At 64.4% G+C, this 26,960-nt stretch carries 21 protein-coding genes; 11 read left to right on the top strand and 10 right to left on the bottom strand.

Annotated elements, in window-relative coordinates:
* Window positions 1-90 precede the first annotated feature (90 nt).
* From W930_RS0112635 to W930_RS27220, 7 genes are all read right to left on the bottom strand, one after another.
* The gene (locus W930_RS0112635; protein WP_036655888.1) at window positions 91-2,346 is read right to left on the bottom strand and encodes an autotransporter outer membrane beta-barrel domain-containing protein; all 2,256 of its coding nucleotides are present in this window, start codon (window positions 2,344-2,346) and stop codon (window positions 91-93) included.
* Between the two features lie 398 nt (window positions 2,347-2,744).
* The gene (locus W930_RS0112630) at window positions 2,745-4,382 is read right to left on the bottom strand and encodes a gamma-glutamyltransferase family protein (protein WP_023597330.1); all 1,638 of its coding nucleotides are present in this window, start codon (window positions 4,380-4,382) and stop codon (window positions 2,745-2,747) included.
* 58 nt (window positions 4,383-4,440) lie between these two features.
* Window positions 4,441-5,373, bottom strand: a complete 933-nt coding sequence (locus tag W930_RS0112625) for an ABC transporter permease (RefSeq protein WP_023873269.1) — start codon at window positions 5,371-5,373, stop codon at window positions 4,441-4,443.
* Window positions 5,374-5,399: 26 nt separating this feature from the next.
* The gene (locus W930_RS0112620; protein WP_023597332.1) at window positions 5,400-6,344 is read right to left on the bottom strand and encodes an ABC transporter permease; all 945 of its coding nucleotides are present in this window, start codon (window positions 6,342-6,344) and stop codon (window positions 5,400-5,402) included.
* A 10-nt stretch (window positions 6,345-6,354) separates the two neighbouring features.
* Window positions 6,355-7,854 carry an ABC transporter substrate-binding protein gene (locus W930_RS0112615; protein WP_023873267.1) on the bottom strand — a complete coding sequence of 500 codons (1,500 nt, stop codon included), beginning with the start codon at window positions 7,852-7,854 and terminating at the stop codon, window positions 6,355-6,357.
* Between the two features lie 53 nt (window positions 7,855-7,907).
* Window positions 7,908-9,014, bottom strand: a complete 1,107-nt coding sequence (locus tag W930_RS0112610) for an ABC transporter ATP-binding protein (protein WP_024788920.1) — start codon at window positions 9,012-9,014, stop codon at window positions 7,908-7,910.
* Window positions 9,011-10,036: an ABC transporter ATP-binding protein gene (locus W930_RS27220; protein ID WP_023873265.1), complete on the bottom strand. Its 1,026-nt coding sequence runs from the start codon at window positions 10,034-10,036 to the stop codon at window positions 9,011-9,013. The genes W930_RS0112610 and W930_RS27220 overlap by 4 nt, the downstream gene beginning before the upstream one ends.
* A 127-nt stretch (window positions 10,037-10,163) precedes the next feature.
* On the opposite strand from W930_RS27220, the gene W930_RS0112600 reads away from it, so the two are divergent.
* Window positions 10,164-11,033 carry a LysR substrate-binding domain-containing protein gene (locus tag W930_RS0112600; RefSeq protein ID WP_023597336.1) on the top strand — a complete coding sequence of 290 codons (870 nt, stop codon included), beginning with the start codon at window positions 10,164-10,166 and terminating at the stop codon, window positions 11,031-11,033.
* 66 nt (window positions 11,034-11,099) lie between these two features.
* On the opposite strand, the gene W930_RS0112595 is transcribed toward W930_RS0112600, so the two are convergent.
* Window positions 11,100-12,434 carry an MFS transporter gene (locus tag W930_RS0112595; RefSeq protein ID WP_023597337.1) on the bottom strand — a complete coding sequence of 445 codons (1,335 nt, stop codon included), beginning with the start codon at window positions 12,432-12,434 and terminating at the stop codon, window positions 11,100-11,102.
* A gap of 160 nt (window positions 12,435-12,594) precedes the next feature.
* Here W930_RS0112595 and cyoA point away from each other — a divergent pair, with 160 nt between their 5' ends.
* From cyoA to W930_RS0112570, 5 genes are all read left to right on the top strand, one after another.
* Entirely contained in the window at window positions 12,595-13,632 is a 1,038-nt protein-coding gene (cyoA, locus tag W930_RS0112590; protein ID WP_023597338.1) for a ubiquinol oxidase subunit II, read from the top strand.
* 65 nt (window positions 13,633-13,697) lie between these two features.
* A complete protein-coding gene (gene cyoB / locus W930_RS0112585) occupies window positions 13,698-15,689 on the top strand; it encodes a cytochrome o ubiquinol oxidase subunit I (RefSeq protein ID WP_024788923.1) in 1,992 nt (663 codons plus the stop codon).
* A complete protein-coding gene (gene cyoC / locus W930_RS0112580; protein WP_023597340.1) occupies window positions 15,682-16,350 on the top strand; it encodes a cytochrome o ubiquinol oxidase subunit III in 669 nt (222 codons plus the stop codon). The genes cyoB and cyoC overlap by 8 nt, the downstream gene beginning before the upstream one ends.
* The gene (cyoD, locus tag W930_RS0112575) at window positions 16,347-16,757 is read left to right on the top strand and encodes a cytochrome o ubiquinol oxidase subunit IV (protein ID WP_023873263.1); all 411 of its coding nucleotides are present in this window, start codon (window positions 16,347-16,349) and stop codon (window positions 16,755-16,757) included. The genes cyoC and cyoD overlap by 4 nt, the downstream gene beginning before the upstream one ends.
* Before the next feature lie 12 nt (window positions 16,758-16,769).
* Complete coding sequence (locus W930_RS0112570) at window positions 16,770-17,618, top strand: SURF1 family protein (RefSeq protein WP_024788924.1); 849 nt, start codon at window positions 16,770-16,772, stop codon at window positions 17,616-17,618.
* A gap of 1 nt (window position 17,619) precedes the next feature.
* On the opposite strand, the gene W930_RS0112565 is transcribed toward W930_RS0112570, so the two are convergent.
* Window positions 17,620-17,850, bottom strand: coding sequence for a hypothetical protein (locus W930_RS0112565; protein ID WP_023873260.1), 231 nt, complete (start codon window positions 17,848-17,850; stop codon window positions 17,620-17,622).
* A 12-nt stretch (window positions 17,851-17,862) separates the two neighbouring features.
* Between W930_RS0112565 and W930_RS0112560 the strand changes: the two genes are divergently transcribed.
* The 3 genes from W930_RS0112560 (at window position 17,863) to W930_RS30830 (ending at window position 22,359) form a co-directional block, all read left to right on the top strand.
* A complete protein-coding gene (locus W930_RS0112560) occupies window positions 17,863-18,522 on the top strand; it encodes a M24 family metallopeptidase (protein WP_023873259.1) in 660 nt (219 codons plus the stop codon).
* A 578-nt stretch (window positions 18,523-19,100) separates the two neighbouring features.
* Entirely contained in the window at window positions 19,101-20,723 is a 1,623-nt protein-coding gene (gene ggt, locus W930_RS0112555) for a gamma-glutamyltransferase (protein ID WP_369798656.1), read from the top strand.
* A 376-nt stretch (window positions 20,724-21,099) separates the two neighbouring features.
* Window positions 21,100-22,359, top strand: coding sequence for a serine hydrolase (locus W930_RS30830; RefSeq protein WP_024788925.1), 1,260 nt, complete (start codon window positions 21,100-21,102; stop codon window positions 22,357-22,359).
* 75 nt (window positions 22,360-22,434) lie between these two features.
* On the opposite strand, the gene W930_RS0112545 is transcribed toward W930_RS30830, so the two are convergent.
* The gene (locus W930_RS0112545; RefSeq protein ID WP_051399324.1) at window positions 22,435-23,949 is read right to left on the bottom strand and encodes an MFS transporter; all 1,515 of its coding nucleotides are present in this window, start codon (window positions 23,947-23,949) and stop codon (window positions 22,435-22,437) included.
* A gap of 328 nt (window positions 23,950-24,277) precedes the next feature.
* On the opposite strand from W930_RS0112545, the gene W930_RS0112540 reads away from it, so the two are divergent.
* Window positions 24,278-26,338 carry an OPT family oligopeptide transporter gene (locus W930_RS0112540; RefSeq protein ID WP_023873257.1) on the top strand — a complete coding sequence of 687 codons (2,061 nt, stop codon included), beginning with the start codon at window positions 24,278-24,280 and terminating at the stop codon, window positions 26,336-26,338.
* A 417-nt stretch (window positions 26,339-26,755) separates the two neighbouring features.
* On the top strand, window positions 26,756-26,960 hold a 205-nt coding region (locus W930_RS30825; protein ID WP_235195540.1), incomplete at its 3' end, for a hypothetical protein.

Below are 26,960 nucleotides of genomic sequence, written 5' to 3'. Positions count from 1 at the left end.
CCAATATTCACTGAAATTCATTAATTTTCCTCCAACTTCCAGGCTTTCCGTCTTTCACTCCCTGATTCACCGGTAGCGCTGTCATCACACTCAGAAGGTATAGCGCAGACCCAGCTGCACGCCCCACGGCTGGTCGATCTTGTGTCCGACACTCGATTCCACTTCAGAATAGATTTGCAGATGCTTCCGAATCTGTCCCACCAGACCGGCGCCAAACTCGAATCGGGTGCCCGACAGGTCGTTGTTGAAATTGATGCCATTGACCGTGATCCGGTTGCTCTTGACGAACTCCTGCACCAGCGCCACCTTCAGGTACGGCTGGAGGATTCCCCCGCCGGTCAACGCGATGCTCTTGCCGAAGGCGGCGCCAACGCGCGCCTGTACCGAACCCGTGTGTGCGGTGTTCGATTGCATGCCGTTGGTCAGCGTGAAATCGTCGCCTCCGACCCGCAACAGTGCGAGGTGCACGTAAGGCTCGACAAACCAGTTGTCGGCAAGCGTCAGATGCCGTCCGAACTCGGCCGTCATGCCGACACTGTTCTCGCCAAAGCTGCCATGCGCGCCCGTGCCGTCGTCCATGATCACATTGGCGTCGTTGGAAAAATGGTTGTACCGAAGCACTGTCTCGAAGTAATAGCCCTGTGCACCCAACCAGGTGCCATAGAGCCCCGCCGTGAAGCTGTTCACGCCCCCAGTGGACCCGCCGTCGATTCGCAGCGTGCCATGCCCTGTGCCGAGCAATGCGCCAACGAGCCAGGTGCCGCCCCAGGCCTGCCCCACGACACCGTCGATGCCGCCCATCACGCCGTATTGCGTGAGCCGATAGTCCACACCGGAGACGGGCGTGCCGTGAAAGCGCTTGCCATACGTGCGCACCCACACACCGCTATTGCCCTGATCTCCAATCCGGATGTCGCCGAGGCGGCTGCGCAGGATCGCCTGCTCCGCCCCCCAGACGACCGGCGCGATCCCGGACAGGCCAATCACGGTCTGCGCACCCGGCGTCAAATCGGGCCCCCCGGGATCGCCCGGGTCATGCGGGTCAGTGGCCAGCACCCAATTGTTGCCGTCCTGCCGCAGGTCGTACCGATAAACGCCGGCATCGACGGTGTGTCCAACGAGCGAGAAAGCGGCGTCGCCACCGCCTGTGGTCACCACCGTCAGCGGCGTCAGATCGCTGGGCTCCGCCCCACTGTTCGCGATATGCAACTGGTAATTCCCCGTCGCATTGCCCGTCACCGCCAACAAGTCTCCCGCATGGGTGGCGATATTGGTGTTCATCTTGAATGTGCCGCTTCCCGACAGGGTGCCTGCCGTCAGCGTGCGGAACGTTCCCGTACCCGCCGCTGTGCCGGAGATGTCGATCGTGCCGCCGCTCATCGTGACAGTGGGAACACTGTTGTTGCCGGCCATGATCCATTGCGCCCCGGAGTTCACGGCGAGCGACGTGAGGTTGACCAGATTGCCGGTAATCGACGCATTGTTCTGCAACGTGAGATTGACCACCGCAGTGCCATCGCCCGTCACGTTGCCTGTGAGTTGCGAATTGTCGACGGTCACAGCCGAGGTCATTCCACCCACGGCCTTGATCACATTTGCGTCGGCCCCGGAGATGGTCGTGCCCCCGCCAATGACGAGGGTAGCGTTTCCGGCCGTCAGCCCCGGCTGTGGCTCGATCAGAATGCCGGATCCGCTGGTACCGACGATCCGGGTGCCGTTGAGCGTCGTCGTCGAAGACGTCCCGCCGCTACCGGTGCTGATCCAGAAGCCGTTCGCGCCCGTGCTCGAACCGCCATTCATCGAGACGGTGGAGTCGAAGTTGACGACGCCGGCGTTAAATCCCGCAACCGTTCCCGCGCCCGCACTCAAGGTCGTGCCGTTGAGCGTCAGAACGCCTCGCGAACTAACCTGCGCCCCGAAGGCAAACCCGGAAATCGTGCTGTTGTTGACCGTGGCCGTCGGCACGGTCGTGTCGGCGCCCTGGGAGCCGAGCGACAGACCGCTGCCGACGGTGCTGCTGATGCTGGAATTGTTGATGGTGGCAGTCGAATTGAGCAGCCGCACGCCGGGATTGGTTCCTGTCGATGTAGCCACGGTCGCGCCGTTGAGGATCACGCTCGCCCCCGAATTCGCGGCAATGAAGTTGGTCGCCGCACCGGGCTCCACTGTCAGAATCCCCCGGTTGAGGACCGACCAGCTTTCCGCCGGGTCGCCTGGGGCAGACACTGTTGTCGCGGTGTTGTCGACAACCCCGGCATGCACTTGCGCCGCAAGGCACGCAGCCAGCGCGGCGACCGCGCTGGCAACCTGATGACGCGAAGGCGTCCATGGCATTGGCGTTTTCATACGGTCTCTCCTGAGCAAGCGGTGCAAACCACCGAGCGATACGACAGGGCCGCAGACATGGCACTTGGCCATGATGACCGGATCGCCCCCTCGAACAGCGATGTCGTCCCGATGCCGAAGGACGCCTCCGCCAATCCCGCCGCGACGCAAAAAACCGCGTGCAATTAACGGGTTGCGGAACTTTTATTACGTAACGTTATGCGCAGCCGCGACGCACTACACCTGTCAACGTTGACAGGTGTGGCATGGGCATATCTGTGGAAAAGTCGAGGCGCCGCCGTCGCGGCGAGTGCGACGGCAGGCAGGGTCGGTCATCCGGGCAGCTTTGGGCGAATCACGCCGTTTGCGTGTTTCGAGGACATCGCGCCCTCCAGCCCGACGGGCGCGCTGCCGCCCGCTCAGTAGCCCGCGGCCAGGCCGTCGCGACGAGTGTCACTCGCGGCCACGTAGCCGCGCTCCGGATCGTTGCGATCCAGACGCCAGATGTACTGGCCCGAGCCGAAGTCCATATAAGGATCGTCAATGGACTTGAGCTTGTGGCCCAGCGCCACGAGCCCCGCCACGGTCTCACGATCCATGGTCGACTCGATGTCGACCGTGAAGTCGCGGTTGACCTTCCAGCGCGGAGCGTCGCACGCCGCCTGCGGGTTCTGGCCGTAGTCCAGCATGCGCACGACCGATTGCAGATGGCCCTGCGGCTGCATGTCTCCCCCCATCACCCCGAAGCTCATCACCGCCTCATGCCTGCCGTCGACCTTCTGTGTGAGGAACGCCGGGATGATCGTGTGGAATGGGCGCTTGCCGCCTTCGACCACGTTGACGGACTTCGGATCCATCGAGAACCCGCAGCCGCGGTTTTGCAACGCGATGCCCAGATCGGGCACCACGACGCCCGAACCGAAGCCCATGTAGTTCGACTGGATGAAGCTCACCATCATGCCCTGCTCGTCGGCCGCCGTCAGGTAGATCGTGCCGCCCGACCTCGGCATGCCGAAGTCGAAGTGCGTGGCCTTGTCAGGGTCGATGAGCCGCGCACGCTCGGTGAGGTATCCATCGTCGAGCATCTGCTCCGGCGTGACTTCCATCGAGCGCGGGTCAGCCACGTACCTGTAGAGATCGGCGAACGCGAGCTTCATCGCCTCGATCTGCAAGTGCTGAGAATGCACGCGATCGACGGCGAGACCCGACACGTCGAACTTGTCGAGGATACCCAGCGCGATCAGCGCCGCGATGCCCTGACCGTTCGGCGGGATTTCGTGCACGGTGTAGCCGCGATAATCCTTCTCGATGGGTTTGACCCAGTCGGCGCGGTAGTTGCGCAGGTCGCCGGTCGTCATGGCGCCGCCGTGCTCGGCCGACCAGGCCGCAATGCGCTCGGCGATCTGGCCTTCGTAATACGCACGGGGGCCCTCCTGCGCGAGCAGGCGCAGCGTGCGCGCATGGCCCGGCATGCGGATCATCTCGCTGGTGGTCGGCGCGCGGCCGTTGGGCATGAATGTCTGGGCGTAACCCGGCTGGTCCTTGAGCTCAGGCACGGCCGCCGCCCACTTGCGCGCGACAATGTGCGCGAGCGCGTGCCCCCGCTCGGCAATCTCGATGGCCGGCGCCATCAGGTCGCCAAACGGCAGCTTGCCGAATTTCGCATGCAGGGCTTCCCACCCGGCGATCACGCCCGGCACCGTGACGGTGTCGAGACCGCGCACCGGTTGCTTCGCAATGCCGTGCTGCTCGCCGTACTTCTTACGGAAGTAGTCGACGTTCCAGGCTGCGGGCGCCACGCCCGACGCGTTCAGGCCGTGAACCTGCTTGCCATCCCACACCAGCGCGAAGCAATCACCGCCCAGGCCATTGGAGACCGGTTCCACGATGGTCATGCATGCCGCGGCCGCGATCGCGGCGTCGACGGCATTGCCGCCCTGCCACAGGATACGCAGGCCGGCCTGCGCCGCGAGCGGGTGCGACGTCGACACAATGTTGCGGGCGAACACCGGCATGCGCGGCGTCGGATATGGGTTTTGCCAGTTGAATTGCGTCATGGGACTGACTCTCGACCTCTGTCTCGAATGGTTGGAATTAGGGTACCGAATGCATCACTCACGACTGCTCGCGCGGATCCAGTGCGTCGCGCAGCCCGTCACCCAGCAGGTTGAAACCAAGTACCGTCAGGAAAATGGCGATACCGGGGAAAATCGACATCCAGGGCGCCTGCTCGACGAAGTCCTTGGCCGTGTTGAGCATGGAGCCCCACGACGGCAGCGGCGGCAGTTGCCCCAGCCCGAGAAACGACAGGCTCGCTTCGGCGATGATCGCCGTGGCGACCGTCAGACTCGCCTGCACGATGATCGGCGGCAGCACGTTGGGCAGGATATAGCGAACGATGATGCGCGCATCCGTGAGCCCGATCGCACGCGCGCCCTCGACGTACTCCTCGGCCTTCACGCTCAGCGCCTGTGCCCGCGCCAGACGCACGAAACGCGGCATGGCCGAAACGCCGATGGCGATCATGGCGTTCGTGAGGCTCGCCCCGAGAAATGCCGCCATCGCAATGGCAAGAATCAGGAAAGGGATCGACAGCAGGGCGTCCGCCAGGCGCGAGATGATGGCATCGACCCAGCGCCCGAAGTAGCCCGCCAGCAAGCCCAGCGGCACGCCCACGAGCACCGCGATGCCGACCGACACCACGCCGGCGGCGAGCGACGCCCGCGCGCCGAAGATCATGCGCGCCAGCACGTCGCGCCCCAGTTCGTCGGTGCCGAACCAGTGAAGCGCGCTCGGCGCCTGACGCACCGTCATGAAACTCGTGGCGATCGGATCGTACGGCGAGAGCCAGGGCGCGAACAGCGCCACGAAAACGGCAAACACCACGATGAGCGCGCCGGCCACCGCCGCCCGGTTGCGCGCGAACTTGCGCAGCCCGCGGTAGCGCCGCCGCGGCAGTCGCTCGGAGGCGGCGGCTGCCGGTGCGCGCGCCGCACCCGGAGTCGGCGAGGCCTGTGAGGAGGATGAGGTCGTGGGCAATGCGGCCATGTTCGGTGGGCGTTCGTTCGGTAGTCTCAGGCGCGACGCAGGCGCGGGTTGAGCAGGACATAGAGCACGTCGGCGAGCAGGTTCAGCACGATGAAGCTCACGGCGGTGACCAGTACCACGCCCTGCACCACCGCATAGTCGCGGTTGAACACGGCGTCGACCACCAGTTTGCCGAAGCCCGGAATCGTGAATACCTGCTCCGTGAGCACCGCTCCCGCCAACAATTCGCCGAAGAGCAGCGCCAGCACCGTGACGATCGGAATCAGTGCGTTGCGCAATGCATGCTTGAGCACCACGGTGCCGCGCAGCAGACCCTTGGCACGTGCCGTGCGGATATAGTCGGTGCGCAGCACGCCGAGCATGGCGCTGCGGGTATGGCGCATGAGTTGCGCCCCGAGCGCGGCGCCGAGCACGAACGCCGGCATCACCATTGTCTTGAGGCTCATCCAGAGATCCTCGCCCGGCGGCACGTAGCCCGACGACGGCAACAACTGCCAGCGTACCGAGACGAGGAATATCAGCAGGATGCCGAGCCAGAAGTTCGGAATGGACATGCCCGAGAGCGCCAGCACGTTCGCGCCATAGTCGATCGCGCTGCCGCGATTGGCCGCCGAAAGAATGCCCAGCGGAATGCCGATGCCGATGGCGATCACCAGACCGAACAGCGCCAGTTGCAGCGTGACGGGCAACTTCTGCGCGATGAGCGTCGTCACCGGCTCGCCGGTGCGCAGCGAGGTGCCGAGATCGCCGCGCATGACGTCGCGCATCCACAACGCATACTGGGTGGGCAACGGCTTGTCGAGGTGATACTTCTCGCGCAGCGCGGCAATGACCTGCGGGTTCTGGTCCTCGCCGGCCATCGCGAGCACGGGATCGCCGGGCAGCATCTTCTGCAGCCCGAAGATCATCATCGAGACGATGATCAGCGTGGGAATGGCTACCAGCGCGCGATGAACGACGAGGCGCAGCATGACGGCTCCCTTACTTCACGCTCACGCCGCGCAGGCGAATCAGCCCGTCGGGGTATGGCACGAACCCCTGCACCTTCTTGCTGAGCACGTACGGCCACGGTTGCACGTACAGGTACAGGATGGGATCTTCGTCGGACAGAATCTTGTTGGCCGCGTCGTAGATGGGCTTGCGCTCGGCCACGGTCGATTTCACGCGCCCCTCGTTGAGCAGCTTGTCGACCTCGGCATTGCAGTACTGACCGTAGTTCAGGTTGCCCTTGCAGGTCACGAACTGGTGCAGGTTGCCATCCGGGTCGACACGGCCGGACCAGCCGTTGTAGAGCACGTCGAAGTCGCCGCGATGCGCCGCGTCGAGCGCCGCCGCATAGTCCATCGGGCGCAGCTTGAGCTGGATGCCCGCCTCGGCCAGCATGGCCTGCAGCATCTGCGCCATCTGATTGGCGACCGTGTTGTTGCCGAAACTCAGCGTCACGTCGATCTTGTCGAAGCCGGCCGACTTGAGCAGCGCCTTCGCCTTCGCCACGTCGCGTTTGGTCGTCTTGATGGCGGTGTCGTAGTACTGGCCCGAGCGCGGCAACGCCTGATTCGCGGGCGTGAAGATGCCGCCGCCGATCACCTGGTTGATCGCGTCGCGGTCGATGGCAAGGTCGAACGCCTGACGCACACGCTTGTCGCGCAACGCCTTGGGGGCGTTGGCCGCCACGTTGAACGTCAATCCGTAGTAGCCCAAACCGTCGATGGACACGAAGTTCAGATTCGCATCGCGCTTGACCGATTTGACGTCGGACGGCGCAAGACGCTCGAGCATGTCGAGCGAGCCGGAACGCACGTTGGCCAGCCGCACGGTCGTATCGGGAATCGGCAGGTAGATGACCTTCTGGATGGGATACTTGTCCGCCTCCCAGAACCCCGCGAATTTTTCCAGGACCACACGATCGTTCTGCACGCGCTGCACGAACTTGTACGGCCCGGAACAGACCGGGTGCGATTGCACGGCCGCGTCGTCGGCGAGGGTCTTGGGCGCGAGCATCATGCCCGCGCGATCGGACAGCGTGGCGAGCAGCGCGGAATCGGGTGCCTTGAGCACGATGTTGACCGTGTGGTCGTCCACCGCGTCGACACGATCGATCGACGACAGCTCGCTCTTCCGGTTGCTGGCCGGCAAGCTGCGCGCGCGATCGAGGTTCGCTTTGACGGCCTTGGCGTCGAACGGTTCGCCGTCGTGGAACTTCACGCCCTGGCGCAATTTGAAGGTCCACGTCTTGCCGTCCGCGCTCACGCTCCACGAGGTGGCCAGCATCGGCACGAACTTCAGATCCGTGCCGATGTCGACCAGCGAGCTGCACAACGAGCGCAGCACCATGCGGTCGACGACCTGCGAACTGCGCGCCGGATCGAGCGAACCGATGTCTTCCTGCAGGCCGATGCGAAGCGTCGACTGAGCCATCGCCGAAGCGGTGCCGGTCGCGAGAAGCGCCGCCAACGCCATATCGAGCAGAACATTGCGCATGCGTGAGACCCCTTTGTCAGTAACGGTGTTGTTGATGTGTGGAAAAGCCATGCTCATGCCGGAACCGGCGTGCCCGGCCGATTCCCCGCATCGATCTGCGCCTGGCGCGCCCGGTACAGCGCGAGACGCACGCCCAGTTTGTCGCTCGGCGCCACTGAGCGGGCCGGGCTCGCACCCGCGTTCTGGATCTCGCGCCAGAAATGGCAGGCGACCTGTCGTCCGTCGGGCAGCACTTCGTCGATCGGGCGCTGTTCGCGGCACGCCGCGCGCGCATGCGGGCAGCGTGGATGAAAGCGACAACCCGGCGGCGGTGCGGTCGGACTCGGCAGCTCACCGCCCAACGGCGCGCGCTCGCGTCGCATGTGCGGACGGCTGGCCGGAATCGCCTGCAACAGGGCCTGCGTGTAGGGGTGCAGCGGGTTGTCGAACAGCGCGTCGGCGCTGGCCAGCTCGACGATTTCCCCAAGGTACATCACGGCGACACGGTCGCTCATGTGACGAATCACCGCGAGATCGTGCGCGACCATGATCAGCGTCAGGCCGAAGTCGTGCTTCAACCGCTCCAGCAAGTTGATGACCTGCGCCTGTACGGAGACGTCGAGGGCCGAGACAGGCTCGTCGCCAACGATCACGCGCGGCTCACCTGCCAGCGCCCGGGCGATGCCGATGCGCTGACGCTGGCCTCCCGAGAATTCGTGCGGGTAGCGCTGTGCGTAGTCAGGCTGCAGGCCGACGGTGCGCAACAGTTCGGCCACGCGCTCGTCGCGCGCGCGGCCACGTGCCAGACCGTGTAGCGCGATGGGCTCGCCGATCAGCCCCCCCACGGTCATGCTCGGATTGAGCGACGCGAACGGGTCCTGGAAGATAATCTGCAACTCGCGCCGCAGCCGCCGCATCGCGCCCGCCCCCAGCGTCATGAGGTCCTCGCCCTGGTAGCGAACCTCACCGCGTGTGGCGTCGAGCAGGCGGAGCAGCAATCGCCCGAGCGTGGATTTGCCGCATCCCGACTCGCCGACGATGGCGAATGTCTCGCCCGCCTGAACGCTGAACGACACGCCGTTCACGGCGTACACCGTGGGAGCGCGGGAAAAGCCGACGCGGTGACCGCCAAAGTGCCGGGTCAGGTCGCGCGCTTCGAGCAATGCGGGAGACGCGTTCATGCAACAACCTCTTCCATCGGGGTGGACGGGGGGGTGAGCGCTTCGACGGGCGCGAGCCAGCACGCCACCCGATGCGAGCCCGACAGCGTACGCTCGACGGGGGCCTCGCGCGTGCAACGCGCTTCGGCAAACGGGCAGCGCGGCGCGAAACGGCAGCCCGCCGGCATGCGCTCGGGGGGCGGCACCGCCCCGCGAATCGTCGCCAGGGTGCCTTCCCGCTTGCCGATGGACGGAATCGCCCCCATCAACCCAATCGTGTAAGGATGCTGCGGGTCGTCGAATATCTCGTCGACCGTGCCGTACTCGACGATGCGCCCGGCGTACATGACAGCGACGTCGTCGGCCACTTCCGCGACCACGCCCAGGTCGTGCGTGATCAGCACGACGGCAGTCCCGGTTTCGCGCTGCAATGTCTGGATGAGCGTGAGCACCTGCGCCTGAATGGTCACGTCGAGCGCGGTGGTCGGCTCGTCGGCGATGAGCAGCGCCGGACGGTTGGCGAGCGCCATGGCGATCATCACGCGCTGGCGCATGCCGCCGGAGAGTTCGTGCGGATAGTTATCGAGCCGTGTCTCGGGCGCGGGAATGCGCACCCGCTTGAGCATTTCGAGCGCCTCGGCGCGTGCGGCACGCCTGTCCAGTCCGCGATGGCGGCGAATTCCCTCTTCGATCTGATGACCGATGGTGAACGCCGGATTGAGCGAGGTCATCGGCTCCTGAAAGATCATCGCGAGACGATTGCCGCGCAGATCGGCAAAGTCGCGCTCGCGCAACGCGAGCAGATCCTGGCCCTCGAACATGGCGCGGCCAGCCACCAGGTTCGCCGGCGGGCTGGGCAACAGCCCCATGAGCGCGAGCGACGTCACGCTCTTGCCACACCCCGATTCACCGACGATACACAGCGTCTTGCCGGGATGCACGGCGAACGAAACACCGTCGATCAAATTGGGCGCGTCGGGCGCCTGGCTGAATTTCAGCGACAGTCCGGCGACTTCGAGCACCGGTCCGGCGTTGGCGGGCATGGTCATGGGCGCGGGAAAGAGGTGGCGATCCGGTCATGAGGAATGTGCATGACACGATTATGTCTCCCGCGCAGCCACAGGAAATATTAATATTTCTTTTTCACGCGTAAGTTATTTTTAAGTCCCGATGCTCACGTTGCGCATGTTGAAAACCTTCCGGCTGGTCGCGCAGACCGGCTCGTTTGCCGCGGCCGCCGAGCGCGCCGCGCTCACGCAGGCGGCCGTGAGCCTGCAGATGCGCGGCCTCGAGGACGCCGTCGGCCAGCGTCTGTTCGACCGGCGCGGCCGCCAGATCACGCTGACCCGGCAAGGGCGCGAGTTGTTTCCACGTGTCGAACAGATTCTCGCGCTCGCCGCCGACCTGACCGCCACGCCCATCGACGCCATGCAGGGACCGGTGACCATCGGCGCGGTGGTCTCGGTCATCGGTGCGCTGTCGCTGGTGGTCGCCGAGCTGAAAACGGCGCACCCGCAACTCGACGTAAGGCTCACCTCGGCCCGGTCGGATGAACTGACGGATCTGGTGGAACAGGGCGAAGTGGATATTGCGGCCGTGGTCGCGCGAGCGGACGACGCGCGCGCCGAAGGTCTCGTGTGGACGCCCCTCTATACCGAGCCGATGGCGATGGTGGTCAATCGCGACGTCGCGCAGACGGATCCGCAGCACATTCTCGACACGCACGCCTTTCTGCGTTTCGACCGGCGCGTGCGCACCGGCATGGTGGTCGAGCAGGCACTGCGCTCGGCAAAGCTCACCGTCATGGAGTACCTGGAGCTCAACTCCATCGAAACGATCGTCGCGCTCGTGCGCAAGAACGTCGGTGTGTCGGTGCTGCCGCTGTTGCATCGCGGCGACTGGCAATCCGACCCGCTGCTGCGCATCGTGCCGATCGCCGATCCGCCCTTGCTGCGCACCGTTGGCATGATTCACCGCGCGCACGACGCGCGCACCCACAACATCACCACCGCGATCGTTCGCATGCTGCACGACGTCTAGCGGGAAATGCGACAACGGCGCGAACGATGTCGCGCCGTTGGCAAAGGACCGCAGTCGGGCTTCGATTCAGTCGCGTGTCTCGAGCGCCTTGTTGATGCGCAGCGCAAGCAGCGTGCAGACGGCGCCCGAGAGCAGGTAGCCGCTCACCGCGATCAGCCCGAATTCGGACGAGAGCCCCAGTGCGACGAGCGGCGCGAATGCGGCGCCGAACAGCCAGGCGAAGTCTGTCGTGAGCGCCGCGCCCGTGTAACGGAAGCGCTGCTCGAAGTTCGACGTCACCGTGCCCGCCGCCTGCCCGTAAGACAAGCCGAGGAGGCCGAAGCCCACCAGAATGAAGATGTCCTGCCGGGTCGAACCGCCGCCCATGAGGAACGGCGCGAACAGCGCGAAGATTCCGATCAGGATCGCGAACAGGCCCAGCGTGGTGCGCCGTCCGATCCGGTCAGCGATGCGCCCGGAAAGCACGGTGCAGACGATGGCGATCCCCGCACCGCACAGCTGCACGATCAGCACACTGTCCAGATCCTGCGTGTTCTGTAGCGAGATCCACGACAGCGGAAACACCGTGACCAGGTGAAACAGCGCGTAGCTCGCGAGCGCGGCAAACGCGCCAAGAAAGATGTTGTACCCCTGCGAGCGCACCATCTCCCGCGTGCTGATCGGCTCCAGCTGCCCTTCCTCCAGCATCTCGGTGTATTCGTGCGTGACCACCAGGCGCAACCGGGCGAACAGGGCCACCACGTTCACGGCGAACGCCACGTAGAACGGATAGCGCCAGCCCCAGGTGAGAAAGTCGTCGGACTCGAGACTCCAATGCAGGAACAGGAACAGCGCGCCCGCGATGATGAAGCCGATCGGCGCGCCCAACTGCCCCATCATCGAATACCAGCCGCGCCGCTGCGGCGGCGCATTCATCGCCAGCAGCGACGGCAAACCGTCCCACGAACCACCGAAGCCGATGCCCTGCAGCAGGCGGAAGAACGCAAGCAGCCAGATCGAGCGCTCGCCCAGCACCGAGTAACCGGGCAGGAACGCCATGCCGGCGGTGGCCGTACCCAGCACGAAAAGCGCCGCCGTGAGCTTCACGCTGCGCCCCCAGCGACGCTGCACGGTCATGAACAACGCCGTGCCGAATGGGCGAGAGATGAAAGCGAACGAGAAGATCGCGAACGCGTACAGCAGTCCGTGCAGATCGTCGGCGAACGGGAAGAAAACGTGGGGAAATACGAGGACGGCGGCAATGCCGAACACAAAGAAATCGAAATACTCGGAGGCGCGTCCGACAACCACGCCAACCGCGATTTCCTCGGGCGCAATGCGGGACTTGCTCCCGTGATCGTGCGCCGTGGTCGCGATGGGTACGCCCGGGGGCGTCGGCGATTGATGAGCACTGCTTGACATTATCGGACCCCCTTCGGATCGGGATGACGATGGCATACTCGCGCCAGAAAAGCATCGCAGGTATCGCCCGTCCCCGCCATAGGGTTTACCCTAAATTGATGCATCTGGGAGGGGAGTCCATGATGGGTACGGTCTGAGGCTACGGTTCATCGATCGCAGCATGACTTCCCCCAAGTTCCTTCGCGGGGTATTTTTACTCCCCGCCGCCGCACTGCTGTCCGGTTGCAATACCGTATTGATGTCGCCTTCGGGCGATCTTGCGGTAAGGCAGCGGGACATCATCATCGTTTCCACCATTCTGATGTTGCTGATCATCGTACCGGTGATCGTGCTGACATTGCTCTTCGCGTGGCGATACCGGGCGTCGAACAAGGCGGCGGTCTACACGCCCGAATGGGACCACTCGACTCTGCTCGAGCTGCTGATCTGGGCCGCGCCACTGCTCATCATCATCGCGCTGGGCGCCCTCACCTGGGTGAGCACGCACAAGCTCGATCCGTACCGCCCGCTCGAGCGCATCGACGCCAGGCGGGAGATCCCTCCCGACACCCGGCCACTGACCGTGCAGGTCGTGGCGATGGACTGGAAGTGGCTATTCTTCTACCCCGACCAGGGCATTGCGACGGTCAATGAACTCGCGGCCCCCGTCGACCGGCCGATCCGCTTCGAGATCACGTCGACGACGATGATGAATTCGTTCTTCGTGCCGGCGCTCGCCGGACAGGTCTACGCCATGCCCGGCATGGAAACCAAGCTGCATGCGGTCATCAACAAGGCCGGCGTCTATGACGGCTTCTCAGCGAACTACAGCGGCGCGGGCTTCTCCGGCATGCGCTTCAAGTTCCACGGCCTGTCGCCGGAGGCCTTCGATGCGTGGGTCCAGCAGGTCAAGACCAAGGGCGACAACCTCACGCGCGAGAAGTACGAGGCGCTCACCAGGCCAAGCGAGTGGGTGCCCGTGCATTACTACGGCGACGTGGCGCCCAATCTCTACGACGCCATCCTGAACCGCTGCGTGCAGACCGGGCAAACGTGTCTGAAAGACATGATGGATCAGCCCAACCATCAGCACGCGAGCCGTGCGGGGCGCACCGGCCCGACGCAGGCAATGCTTGCCGACGCCATGTGCACCGCGCAGAACACCATGCAGTTCGCGGCGCGGACCGGCCTCGCCCCCGGCGCGGCACTCACCCGGTGACGCGCACTGCGCCCAACCCTCGACAATGATGCGCTTCGCGCGCGAATGATCCCAGGTTCGAGCTTATGGACATCGTCAAGCTGATCTTCGGCCGCCTCACGATCGAGGCGATCCCGTACCACGAACCCATCCTGCTCGCCACGTTTGCAGGGGTGGCGCTCGGCGGCATCGTCGTGGTGGGCGCCATCACCTACTTCAGGCTGTGGGGCTATCTGTGGCGCGAGTGGTTCACCAGCATCGACCACAAGCGTATCGGCGTGATGTACGTGGTCCTGGGCATCGTGATGCTGCTGCGCGGCTTCGCCGACGCCGCGATGATGCGCCTGCAACAGGCGATCTCGTTCGGCGACAACATGGGCTATCTGCCGCCGCACCACTACGATCAGATCTTCACCGCGCACGGCGTGATCATGATCTTCTTCGTGGCCATGCCGCTCGTGACCGGTCTCATGAACTTCGTGGTGCCACTACAGATCGGCGCGCGCGACGTGGCCTTCCCGTTCCTCAACAACTTCAGCTTCTGGATGACCGTGAGCGGCGCGGTGCTGGTCATGATGTCGCTCTTCGTCGGCGAGTTCGCCCGCACCGGCTGGCTCGCGTATCCACCGCTGTCGGGGATTCTGCAGAGCCCGGATGTCGGGGTGGATTACTACATATGGGCGTTGCAGATCGCGGGGGTCGGCACCCTGCTCTCGGGCATCAACCTGCTGGTGACCATCGTGAAGATGCGCGCACCCGGCATGACGATGATGCGCATGCCCGTCTTCACCTGGACCTCGCTGTGCACCAACGTGCTGATCGTGGCGGCTTTCCCGGTGCTCACCGCCGTGCTGGCGCTGCTCGCGCTCGATCGCTACGCCGGCACCAACTTCTTCACGAACGATCTCGGCGGCAACGCCATGATGTACGTGAACCTCATCTGGATCTGGGGCCACCCCGAGGTCTACATTCTCGTGCTGCCCGTGTTCGGCGTGTTCTCGGAAGTCGTGGCCACGTTCTCGGGCAAGCGTCTGTTCGGGTATGCGTCGATGGTGTACGCCACGGTCGTGATCACGGTGCTGTCCTACCTCGTGTGGCTGCACCACTTCTTCACGATGGGCTCGGGGGCGAGCGTGAATTCGTTCTTCGGCATCACGACGATGATCATCTCGATACCGACCGGGGCGAAGATCTTCAACTGGCTGTTCACCATGTACCGCGGCCGGATCCGCTTCGAAGTGCCCATGCTCTGGACCGTCGGCTTCATGGTGACGTTCGTGATCGGGGGCATGACCGGCGTGCTGCTGGCCGTGCCACCGGCCGACTTCTCGCTGCATAACGGACTGTTCCTGATCGCGCACTTCCACAACGTGATCATCGGCGGCGTGATCTTCGGCATCATGGCGGCCATTACCTACTGGTTCCCGAAGGCGTTCGGCTACCGGCTCGATCCGTTCTGGGGCAAGTGCTCGTTCTGGTTCTGGTTCATCGGCTTCTATGTCGCCTTCATGCCGCTGTACCTGCTCGGCCTGATGGGCGTGACGCGCCGCGTGAGTCACTTCGACGACATGTCGCTGCAAATCTGGTTCCAGGTTGCCGCAGTGGGGGCGTTGCTCATCGCGATCGGTATTGCCTGCTTCATCATCCAGCTGGTGGTGAGCTTCCTGCGCCGCGATCAGTTGCGCGACGACACCGGCGATCCATGGCATGGCCGCACGCTCGAATGGTCGACCTCGTCGCCGCCGCCGGTCTACAACTTCGCCTTCACCCCGCTCGTGCATGACAACGACGCCTGGTGGCAGATGAAGCAACAAGGCTTCAAGCGGCCGATGGACGGCTTCATTCCGATCCATATGCCGAAGAACACCTCGGCCGGCATCTTCCTTGCCGGGCTGGCCACGGTGTGCGGGTTCGGACTCATCTGGCACATGTGGCTGGTGGTGATCGTGGCATTCGTCGCCTTGCTGGCGGTCGCCATCGGTCACACGTTCAACTATCACCGCGACTACTACATCCCGGCCGATCAGGTCGAACACACGGAGGCAGCGCGCACGCGACTGCTCGCCCAGCATGTCTGACACGACCGCAACCTTCCCGGCAGGCGGCGCCCCGCTCGGCGCCCATACGCCGGCGCCGCCGCGCGACGGCGAGCTGAAGTTCATGATGACGAGCGACTACCACCCGCCCAACGGGACGCTGCTCGGCTTCTGGGTCTACCTGATGAGCGACTGTCTCGTGTTCGCCTGCCTCTTCGCGGCGTATGGCGTGCTCGGTCGCAACTACGCGGGCGGACCGACCGGCGCCGAGCTGTTCGAGTTGCCGCTGGTCGCCCTGAACACGACCTTCCTGCTGCTGTCTTCGATCACCTACGGCTTTGCCATGCTCGAGATGCAGAAGCGCCGCCAGGGCGCCACGCTCGGGTGGCTGGCGATCACCGGTTTGCTCGGCGCGGCGTTCCTCTCGCTCGAACTCTACGAGTTCGCCAACCTCATTCACGAAGGCGCGGGGCCGTGGCGCAGCGCGTTCCTGTCGTCGTTCTTCACGCTGGTGGGCACGCACGGGCTGCACGTGACGTTCGGCATCATCTGGCTCATCACCCTCATGGTGCAGGTCGGCAAGCACGGCCTCACCGCGCCCAACCGCCGCCGCCTGATGTGCCTGTCGATGTTCTGGCACTTTCTCGACGTCGTGTGGATCGGCGTCTTCACCTTTGTCTATCTCATGGGAGTGCTGCCGTGAGCGCCCACGATTCGACCCTGCACGACGCCGACGGTCATGGTCACGACCACGATCACGACCACGATCACGAGGAAGGTCCGCACAGCACCCTGCGCGGCTACGCCACGGGCTTCATCCTGTCGATCATTCTCACCGCGATACCATTCTGGTTCGTGATGGGCGGTGTGTTCGAGAAATCGAGCACGACGGCGATCATGATCCTGTTCCTGGGCGCGATTCAGATCGTCGTGCACATGATTTACTTCCTGCACATGAACGGCAGGTCGGAGGGCGGCTGGAACCTGCTCTCGCTGATTTTCACGATCGTGCTCGTGGTCATTACCCTTTCCGGGTCGCTCTGGGTCATGTATCACCTGAACCAGAACATGATGCCGGGTATGATGCAGGATACGAAGAACCTTCCCTGAACGGCATTTCCCTTGAGCAGCAATCGACTTCACGATTCGGGGGACGCACAGCGTCCCCCGCGCACTTCCGGTGCGCCCTCCCGCTCCTCCCCCTTCCGGCTGGTCATTCTCGGCGTGATCACGCTGGCCCTGGTGGGTGTCTTCACCTCGCTCGGCACCTGGCAGTTGCATCGTCGGGCGTGGAAGCTCGATCTGATCGAGCGCGTGAATTCGCGTGTGCACGCGCCGGCCACGCCCGCACCGACACGCACGCAATGGCCGGGCGTCAACGCGGCTGGCGACGAGTACCGGCATGTCTCGCTGCGCGGCACTTACGCGTTCGACAAGGACACGCTGGTGCAGGCGGTCACCGACCTGGGCGGCGGATATTGGGTACTCACCCCACTGCGCACGGCCGATGGCAGCGAGGTGCTGATCAACCGCGGCTTCGTGCCGCCGGGCTGGAAGGAGGCCGTGCCGCCCACGCCCGCCGGCGAGGTCGTGGTCACCGGCCTGCTCCGCATGCCCGAGACGGGCGGCGGCTTTCTGCGCAAGAACGTGCCGTCGGAGAATCTCTGGTATTCGCGGGATGTTGCTGCCATCGCCGCCGCTCGCGGTCTCGCGGCCGCCGACGTCGCGCCCTACTTCGTCGACGCAGACGGTAAGCCTGGCGCAAGCGCGGCAGGCAACGCCGTGCGCGGCGACGCCGAAGCCATGACCGGGACGGCGGCGGTACGCGATTATCCCGTCGGCGGCCTGACCGTGGTGCAGTTCCCGAACAATCACATGAGCTATCTGCTGACGTGGTACGCGCTGGCCATCATGTCGGCGGTGGCGGGATGGTTCGTCATTCGCCTCGAACTGCGCAAGCGCGCCGATTGAATCACGCGGCGATGGCGGCAATCCGGGTTGCGATCTGCAGCAGCCGCGCATCGTCGAGCGCGGCGTAGCCCACCACCAGCGCCGACGCCGACGCCGCGAGCGACGAGCGCGTGAATTCCCGCAATCCTTCCACGAACACGCCCGCTTCGCGCAGCGCGGCCACGAGCGCCGCCTCGTCCACCTGTGGTGGCAGCCAGAGAACGAAATGGAAGCCCGCGTGCTCGCCATTCAATGGAGAAATTCGATGGAGTTGGCACAACGAGAAGCGGTCGGGGCAAAGTACAGCGCCGCCGCCATGCGGCGCGCGCAGGCGCTGACCTGGGAAGCGACCGAGAAGATCGCGGCGCTCATCAAACCCGGCATGCGCGAATCGGAAGCGATCGCCGCCGGCAAGGCGCTGCTCGGCACACTGGGCATGGACCGCATCTGGCATCCCGTACTGATCCGCTTCGGCGAGAATACGCTGCGCACCTTCAGCGAGCGCAGCGACGTCGACCCGGTGCTCGGAGACGACGACATCTACTTCATCGACATCGGCGTGGTCTTCGACGCGCACGAAGGTGACTGCGGCTTTACCCGCACGACAGGCACCGATCCGGAAATGCAGCGTTGCGCCCGCGACGCGCGGCGTCTGTTTGATGTCGTGCACGCCCATTGGCGCGAGCACGGCGTGAGCGGCCAGGCCCTGTACCAGTTCGCGAAAGCGCAGGCCGAGGCGATGGGCTGGGTGCTCAACCTCGACATCAGGGGCCATCGCGTGAGCGACTTTCCCCACGCCATCTACAAGGGCGGCAAGCTCGGCGACCTGGCGGACACCCCGAACGGCGGTCTGTGGATCCTCGAGATCCAGATTGCCCACCCGACGCGCCCTTTCGGCGCGTTCTACGAAGACTTGCTCGTCTGACCCCAGGCGTGGCGGATGCACAACGGGCCCGAATAGGACGCCGAGGCTTTTCCGACTTTTCCGAACTTTTGCGCCCGTCTTGCCGGGCGATACGCCCGGTTTCATCGCAGATGTTCGCGGCCAACATCTGACCCTTTATCGCGTTCCGCCAGCTCCGGCGCGGGAGTGGCCCCATTGAGACGAATTGTCCAGTGCGGCGCGAAACCTCGTTGCGGCCCGCCGTCAGGACTTTCGTTGCATCTTTCCCCAATTACCCATTTTGCGTTACCGTTCGTTAGTCGACGGAACGCTCACGCGCGGCGGCATGGCAACGGAGACGTCGCCGGCGTCCCTCTCTCGGGGATGCGGGCGAGTTGCCTGTCACGCATCGTCCGTCGTCGGCGCAGTGGAAATGGAAGTGGTGGTTTGTGGTTGTTAGCCGTTCCTCTCGTTCATCTCGCCCATCTCGCTCAGACAAGAACCATAGAAAGACGATGAAAAATCCAACCTTCACCAAAGCGCTCTTCGCCACGGCCCTGAGCTGTGCGCTGTTCAACGTTCACGCGGCATCGCAGGCGCCGGTCGGCGCCGAGAACGGCATGGTCGTGACGGCCCAGCATCTCGCCTCGAAAGTCGGCGTCGACGTGCTCAAAGCCGGCGGCAACGCCGTCGATGCCGCCGTTGCGGTGGGCTACGCCCTGGCCGTGGTGTATCCGGCCGCGGGCAACCTCGGCGGCGGCGGTTTCATGACGATCCAGCTCGCCGACGGCCGCAAGACCTTCCTCGACTTCCGCGAGAAGGCGCCGCTCGCTGCCACCGCGAACATGTATCTCGACAAGGACGGCAACGTCATCAAGGGCGCCTCGACCACCGGCTATCTGGCCGTGGGTGTGCCGGGCACCGTGTCGGGCATGGAATATGCGCGTGAGAAATACGGCACGAAAACGCGCCAGCAACTGATCGCGCCGGCCCTTACGCTCGCCGAAAAGGGTTTCGTGCTCGAACAGGGCGATGCGGACATGCTCTGGACATCGACCAAGGATTTCGAAAAGGATCGCGCCAACTCGGGCGCCATCTTCCTGAACAAGGGCCAGCCGTTTCAGCCCGGCGAGCGACTCGTGCAAAAGGATCTCGCGCGTACGCTCAAGCTGATCAGCGCCAAGGGCACTGACGGATTCTACAAGGGAGAAGTCGCCGACAAGCTCGTCGCGTCGATGAAGGCCGGCGGCGGCATCATCACGCAGGCCGACCTCGATCAGTACAAGACGCGCGAACTGGCACCGGTCGAGTGCGACTATCGCGGCTATCACGTGGTCTCGGCGCCGCCCCCGAGCTCCGGCGGCGTGGTGATCTGCGAGATCATGAACATTCTCGAAGGCTACCCGATGAAGGACCTCGGCTTTCACTCGGCCCAGAGCGTGCACTACACCATCGAGGCCATGCGTCATGCGTATGTCGACCGCAACAGCTATCTGGGTGACCCGGATTTCGTGAACAATCCGATCGCCCATCTGCTCGACAAGAACTACGCCGCCAAGATTCGCGCGGCCATCGACCCGCACAAGGCCGGCATCTCGCAAGAGATCAAGCCAGGGGTGCCGCCGCACGAAGGCAGCAATACCACGCACTACTCCATCATCGACAAGGACGGCAATGCCGTGTCGGTCACCTACACGCTCAACGACTGGTTCGGCGCGAAGGTCATGGCCAACGGCACCGGCGTGTTGCTCAACGACGAGATGGACGACTTCACCGCGAAGGTGGGCGTGCCGAACCTGTACGGTCTGATCCAGGGTGAAGCGAACGCGATCGGGCCGGGCCGCCGTCCGCTGTCGTCAATGAGCCCGACCATCGTCACGAAGGACGGCAAGCCGGTCATGGTCGTGGGAACCCCGGGCGGCAGCCGCATCATTACCGCCACGCTGCTGACGATGCTCAATGTCATCGATTACGGCATGACGCTTCAGGAGGCCGTCGACGCACCGCGCTTCCACCAGCAGTGGATGCCGGAGGCGACCAACATCGAAGCGTTCGCGCTGAGCCCCGACACGCAGAAGATTCTGGAGAGCTGGGGACAGAAGTTCGCGGGCCCGCAACCGGCCAACCACGTGGCCGCGATTCTCGTCGGCGCGCCGTCACTCGGCGGCAAGCCTGTCGGCAAGAACCGCTACTACGGCGCGAATGACCCGCGTCGCAACACAGGACTGGCCCTCGGCTATTGAGAGTGCGGTGCGATCCGGGCAACGTCCGGATCCGACAGGACGCCAGGGCCGCGCTCGCGGCCCTGCTTTTTTGCCGACGCCGTCATGTCGTCGCTGCACGGGTTGGCCGGATGACGAGGCTCGCTGGCCGAATCACGACAGCCGACGCGCCTCGCGATGGTCGAGCGTTGCTGAATTCGTACACCGAAGCGCCCACTTTTGTAACTTTTTGTAATACACCATCGAGAAATTCAGGAACTCCACGCGAGCGGGCCGTCCAACAGGTTTCCCCGTGTATTGCGCCCGCGTCCTGCGCGACGGTTCTCCGCCGTGCGCAGTCGTGTTTCTCTGCATGCACGCGTCGCCCGTCACCCTCTCACTACGGAACCGCGTGAAGATGTCCGCCTTGTGGTACCTGCCGCTCAGCCCCGACCTGCCCCGTCTCTACCGCCTGCCGCCGCGCACGATCGCGCTCGCCCGCTTCATGCTCTTCGGCGTGATACTGCTCATTGCGGGTCTGCCGGTGAGCGACGCGCTCGCCGCGAGCACCCACACCACAAGTACAGGCAAGCGGCGGAACGATGCGGTCAAGCAGAAGAGCACCGCCAAGGCGAGCGCGAAATCGGCCCATCGGAAAACGGCGACCGCGAGCCACTCGCGCAAGCGTGCGACGCGTCATGCGAAAGCACTGCCGACGCGCAAAGGGTATCAGGCGCGCAGGCACGCGAAGTCACCGCGCCACGCGAGGGCGGCCGCGCGGCGCTCGCCGACGGTAGCGCACCGCAAGCCGGTGCCGAAGGCCGCGGCCAGGTCGGTAAAATCCGCGAAGGCGGCGAACGCGGCAAAGTCGCCCGCGCCCCAGGTCAGTGCCAAACCCCGACTGCTCGCGCGTTGCGGCTTCACGCCGGCGTCGAGAAAACGCCTGTTTTCGCGCGCGGTCTACATCGTCGACGAAAAGACGCACACGCCGCTCTTCGCAAAGAATGCGGACCAGGTACGGCCCATCGCTTCACTCTCGAAGCTGATGACGGCCGTGGTGTGGCTCGATAGCGGCCCGTCGATGCGCACACCGCTCACAGTCACCCAAGCCGATCTCGATACCCTCAAATTCACGCGTTCGCGCCTGCTCGTGGGTTCGACGCTGTCGCGTGCGGACATGCTGCACATCTCGTTGATGGCCTCGGAGAATCGCGCCGCAGCGGCACTGAGCCGCGATTACCCGGGCGGACGACCGGCATTCATCGCCGCGATGAACGCCAAGGCCCGCGCACTGAACATGCCCAACACGCGCTTCGAGAATTCGACGGGTCTGTCGCCCCGCAATGTGTCCACCGCGCGCGAACTCGCGCGACTCGTGCGTGCCTCGAATCGCTATGCGCTCATCCGCCGGTACTCGATCGATCATCAGCAACGCGTGCGTACCGGCAAGGGGCAGTTGCAATACGTCAACACCAACCGGCTGGTCCGCTACGGCAAGGTACACGCCAGCGTCCAGAAGACGGGCTTCATCAATGAATCGGGGCACAACATGGTGATGCGGGTCATGGTGCACAAGCAGCGCCCTGTGATCGTGACGATGCTCGGCAGCGATACCCCTGAGGGCTCGCGACTCGATGGCGTACGTATCGCGCATTGGTTGTCGTGTTCGCTGCGCTAGGCGTCGCCCGATGCCTGGTCCTGAACGACGCGGGAGATGCCAGTATTGGCACCTCCCGCGCCATCGTATCGCCGGCTAACGCACCCGCGCATGCCACCGGCCCCACACGGCCGTAGCGAACAGCAACAACGCGCCGGCGCCGATCACGGCGTCGAAGCCCTGATTGAACGCCGCGTTGGCCAGCGCCGTGAGCGCGTTGGCCGTGGGTGCCGGCAAATGTTCGGCGACGAGCAGCGCTTCGTCGAGACTGTCACGCACAGCATCCGGCAGCCCCGCCGCTTGCGGCACATCCATCGCACGACCGTAGACGACCGTCAGCAGGCTGCCCATGAACGTAACGCCGAGCGCGCCGCCGAGCTCGTACGACACCTCTTCGACGGATGCCGCCATGCCGGCGCGCTCGGGCGGCGCGCTCTGCATGATGGTGCTCGACGCCGCCGTCATCGTCGCACCGACCCCAAGCCCCAGCATCGCGAGCGACGCGATCGACAACGCCAGCCCCATGTCTCGCACGACCAGATAGCCTGCCATGCCGGCCGCCGACATCAGCAAGGCAATCGGCAGAAGACGCGTGCTGCCCAGACGCGGCAGCACGCGCCCGGCGATCGGGCCCGCCACGAATGCCGCCAGCGAGAGCGGCATATTGGCCCAGCCGGCCTCGAGCGGCGAGTAGCCGAGCACCAGTTGCAAGCGCTGACTGAAGACAAGTTGCATGCCGATCAGGGCGGCCGCGGCCATCGATGCCGCCGCGACGGCGCCCGCGAAGGCCGGATTGCGAAACAACGTGAAGTCGAGCAGCGGCTCCGCGCTGCGCCGCTGACGGTGCACGAACGCCCAGAGGAACATCGCGCCTACCGCCAGCGCAACGGCCACCGCGAGCCATTCGGGCGAGGGCTTGCCCGCGCCCTTGATCGCGTACGTCACCGCGATCAGGCCCGCCATGAAGAGCAGCGAGCCGAACCCATCCCACGGCCGCGTGGACGTCGCTCGCCCTTTGGGAATCAGCCACCATGCCAGCGGGATCGCCACGAGCACGATCGGCACGTTGATCAGGAAGACCGATCCCCACCAGAAGTGCTCGAGCAATGCGCCCCCGACGATCGGACCGAACGCCGCACCTCCCGAAGCCACCGACGCCCAGATGCCGATGGCGAGCGCCTGCTCGTGGGTATCGGTAAACGTGAGGCGGATGAGCGAGAGCGTGGCGGGCATCATCATGGCCGCCCCCACGCCGAGCACCCCACGGGCGACGATCAGGCTGCCTGCCTCGGGCGCGAACGCCGCGGCAAGCGACGCTGCGCCGAATACGGCGAGCCCCGCAAGGAAGAGGCGCTTGTGGCCAAGCCGATCGCCAAGCGTGCCCATGCCGAGCAGCAGGCCCGACACGACAAGCGCGTAGGCATTGACGATCCACAGCTTCGCGGACGCCGTTGCCGCAAGATCATGGGTCAGACGCGGTAACGCCGTGTACAGCACCGTCATGTCGATCACGATGAGCAGCAACGCCACCGACACAACGGCCAGCACCAGCCAGCGGCGGGCGCCGGTCATCCCGGTCACGGGTTTCGGCAAAGTTTGAAGGCTGGCCATCGGAATGCTCCTGTTGTCGCACATGGGTTCTGGATTTCGCCTCCCCCGGGAACGGCATGGTTTGCCTGAATTAGGGGAAAACCCGCATGATCCATCAATAAACCGATTGATAAAAGTTGGAACCCATCTAGTGAACAGATGAGTCAGAATGACCTCGGCAGAAATGTCTCGTAGACGCTATTAGTGAGAAGACGACGCGCGAAATTTGCATCGGAAAATGCGAGTTGAACGCGCGTTCTACGGTGTTCAACAGGAGTGGCGATGCACCACGGAGGCGCATACAATTTGCGCCACTTTCCCATTGGGCGAAAATCCCCCCTATTCGTACATGGCATCCCATCCGACCCGAATTCCCGACGACGTCTCTCTTCCGGAGCTGACGGTACGCGGCATGATTCTCGGCGCGCTGATCACCGTGGTGTTCACCGCTTCCAATGTCTACCTTGGCCTGAAAGTCGGGCTCACGTTCTCTTCTTCGATTCCGGCCGCCGTCATTTCGATGGCCGTGCTGCGGGCGCTTCGCGGGGGAAACATCCTCGAGAACAACATGGTGCAGACGCAGGCGTCTGCGGCCGGCACGCTCTCGTCGATCATCTTCGTGCTTCCCGGCTTGCTGATGATCGGCCACTGGCAGGGCTTTCCCTTCGGTCTGACGCTCGCGATCTGCGCGTCCGGCGGCATTCTCGGCGTGCTGTTCACCATTCCCTTGCGTCGTGCCATGGTGGTCGACAGCGAGTTGCCTTATCCGGAAGGCGTGGCCGCGGCGGAAATTCTTCGCGTCGGCAGCGAGGGAGACGGCGTGTCGTCGGCTGAAGGGAAGTCGCCTGGCGAGGCGTCGAGCGGCGTGCGCGAAATTGCGTTCGGCGGTGTGGTCTCGGCATTGTTCGCATTCGCCACGACCGGCCTGAAGGTGCTCGGCGAGAGCATCACCGCATGGGTACCGGCGGGAGCGGCCGTCTTCCGTCTCACGACCGGATTCTCGTTGGCGCTTATCGGCGCGGGATATCTCATCGGTATCGTGTCGGGCCTGGCGATTCTGCTCGGCATCGTGCTGAGCTGGGGAATTGCGGTGCCAGTGCTCACGACGATTACGCCCAATGCGGACGGTCAGGCGATCGCCGCATTTGCCAACGGGCTTTGGCAGCACAAGGTACGATTCATCGGCGCCGGGACCATCGGCGTGGCCGCCATCTGGACGCTCATCACGCTCGCCAAACCAATGGTCGACGGGGTGAAGACGTCGTTCGCGGCGCTGGGACAGTCGCGCGGCGCCCAAGGCAAGGCGGTGACACTCGCGCGCACTGAGCAGGATCTGTCGCCTTACTGGGTGATCGGACTGACACTCCTTTGCGTTGCGGTCTGGGTCGTGACGTTCGGCATCTTTCTCGCGGACGCGCCATTGTCGTTCGGCGGCATTGCGACGCTGGTGATTTGCAGCGTGGTGTTTGCCGTGGTGTTCGGTTTTCTCGTGGCGGCGGCGTGCGGGTATATGGCGGGACTCGTGGGGTCGTCGGCCAGCCCGATTTCGGGCATCGGCATCGTCGCGGTGGTGCTCGTATCGCTGCTTATCCTGAGCGTCAGCCAGGCCAGCGGGCTGCTTGACGCCAGTGGTGGCGGCAAGCTCGGAATTGCGCTCGCGCTGTTCACGACGTCAGCCGTCATCGCGATTGCCACGATTTCGAACGACAACCTGCAGGATCTAAAGACGGGTTGGCTCGTTGGCGCGACCCCGTGGCGTCAGCAGGTGGCATTGCTCGTTGGCTGCGTGGTCGGAGCGGCAGTGATTCCGCCTGTGCTGAATCTGCTGTACAACGCTTATGGATTTATGGATGCACTGCCGCGTCCGGGCATGGACCCGTCGCAGGCATTGTCGGCCCCGCAGGCGATTCTGATGACGGCGATCGCGAAAGGCATCTTCACGCATCAGCTTGACTGGTCGATGCTCGGCATCGGCGCGCTGCTCGGTGTGGCGCTCATCGCGATCGACGCGGCGCTGGCCAAGCGCGGTGGCGTCGCACGTGTGCCGGTCATTGCCGTCGGTATCGGAATCTATCTGCCGCCGACGGTAGGCTCCGTACTCGTCATCGGCGCCGTGCTTGGCTGGATCGCACATCGTGTGCTCAGATCGCGTGCGCAAGCCCAGGGGAAGGATTTCGCCCCATTCGCCGAAGCAGCGGAACGGCGCGGCGTGCTGCTGGCGTCGGGCCTGATCGTCGGTGAAAGCCTGGTCGGCGTTGCGATGGCCATGGTGGTCGGCTTCACCGGCTCCGACGCCCCGCTCGCCATCGTCGGCAACGGTTTCGCCCCAACGGCGGAATGGCTGGCGTTGATCGTCTTCTCCGGGATCTGCATCGTGATCGTGCGTCGCGTGCTGGCTACGGGTCGTTAAACCGACGTTGTCGCGAAATGTTTCTGCAGGCATTTTTGGGGTGCCTGTGTTTTCCTGAGGTAGGTCAGGTCAGCAGGACTGGTTGCGCCCGAATAAGTTGACTATGTTGTTTGTCGCGCCGTGATCTGCTTCAGTTTCGGTCTGAGTCGCCGTCTCATGGACGTACACCTCAACCGAGGGCGTCGGCTCGTGACATCCCATGCGGGCTAATCGGTCGTGTGGTCGTGTGGACGTGTGGCAGCAGCGGCAAGCCCGGATCGACGCCTATCCGGTCATCCGGGCAAACGGGTTCACGCAAAGGGATACTTGCGTCGTTTGGCTGCGAACCCGTCTCCATGCGAACCCGGGCCGACTCGTCTTCGACTGAATTGGAAATCCCGAGGCAAATCCATCTATCGCAGTGGCCGATTGGGGGCTGTGGCCGTTGCGCCTTCCAAGGCGTTACCGCTCGAGCAGATCAAGGGGTTCCAGCGGTCGCTTTCCCTATCGAAGAAGACATCCGACACGTCCATGCCGAAAGTCGCGCCCGTCTCCGGATTCCGCCTGCGAACTCGCTCAAGCTCGACTTCGCCGCAGGCACTGATTACACAAATCGCGGATGTAAAGCAAAAACCCCTTGCTA

The organism is Pandoraea sp. E26, from assembly GCF_000681415.1.
GTDB lineage: Bacteria > Pseudomonadota > Gammaproteobacteria > Burkholderiales > Burkholderiaceae > Pandoraea > Pandoraea pnomenusa.
This window is presented reverse-complemented; position numbering and strand designations above follow the sequence as displayed.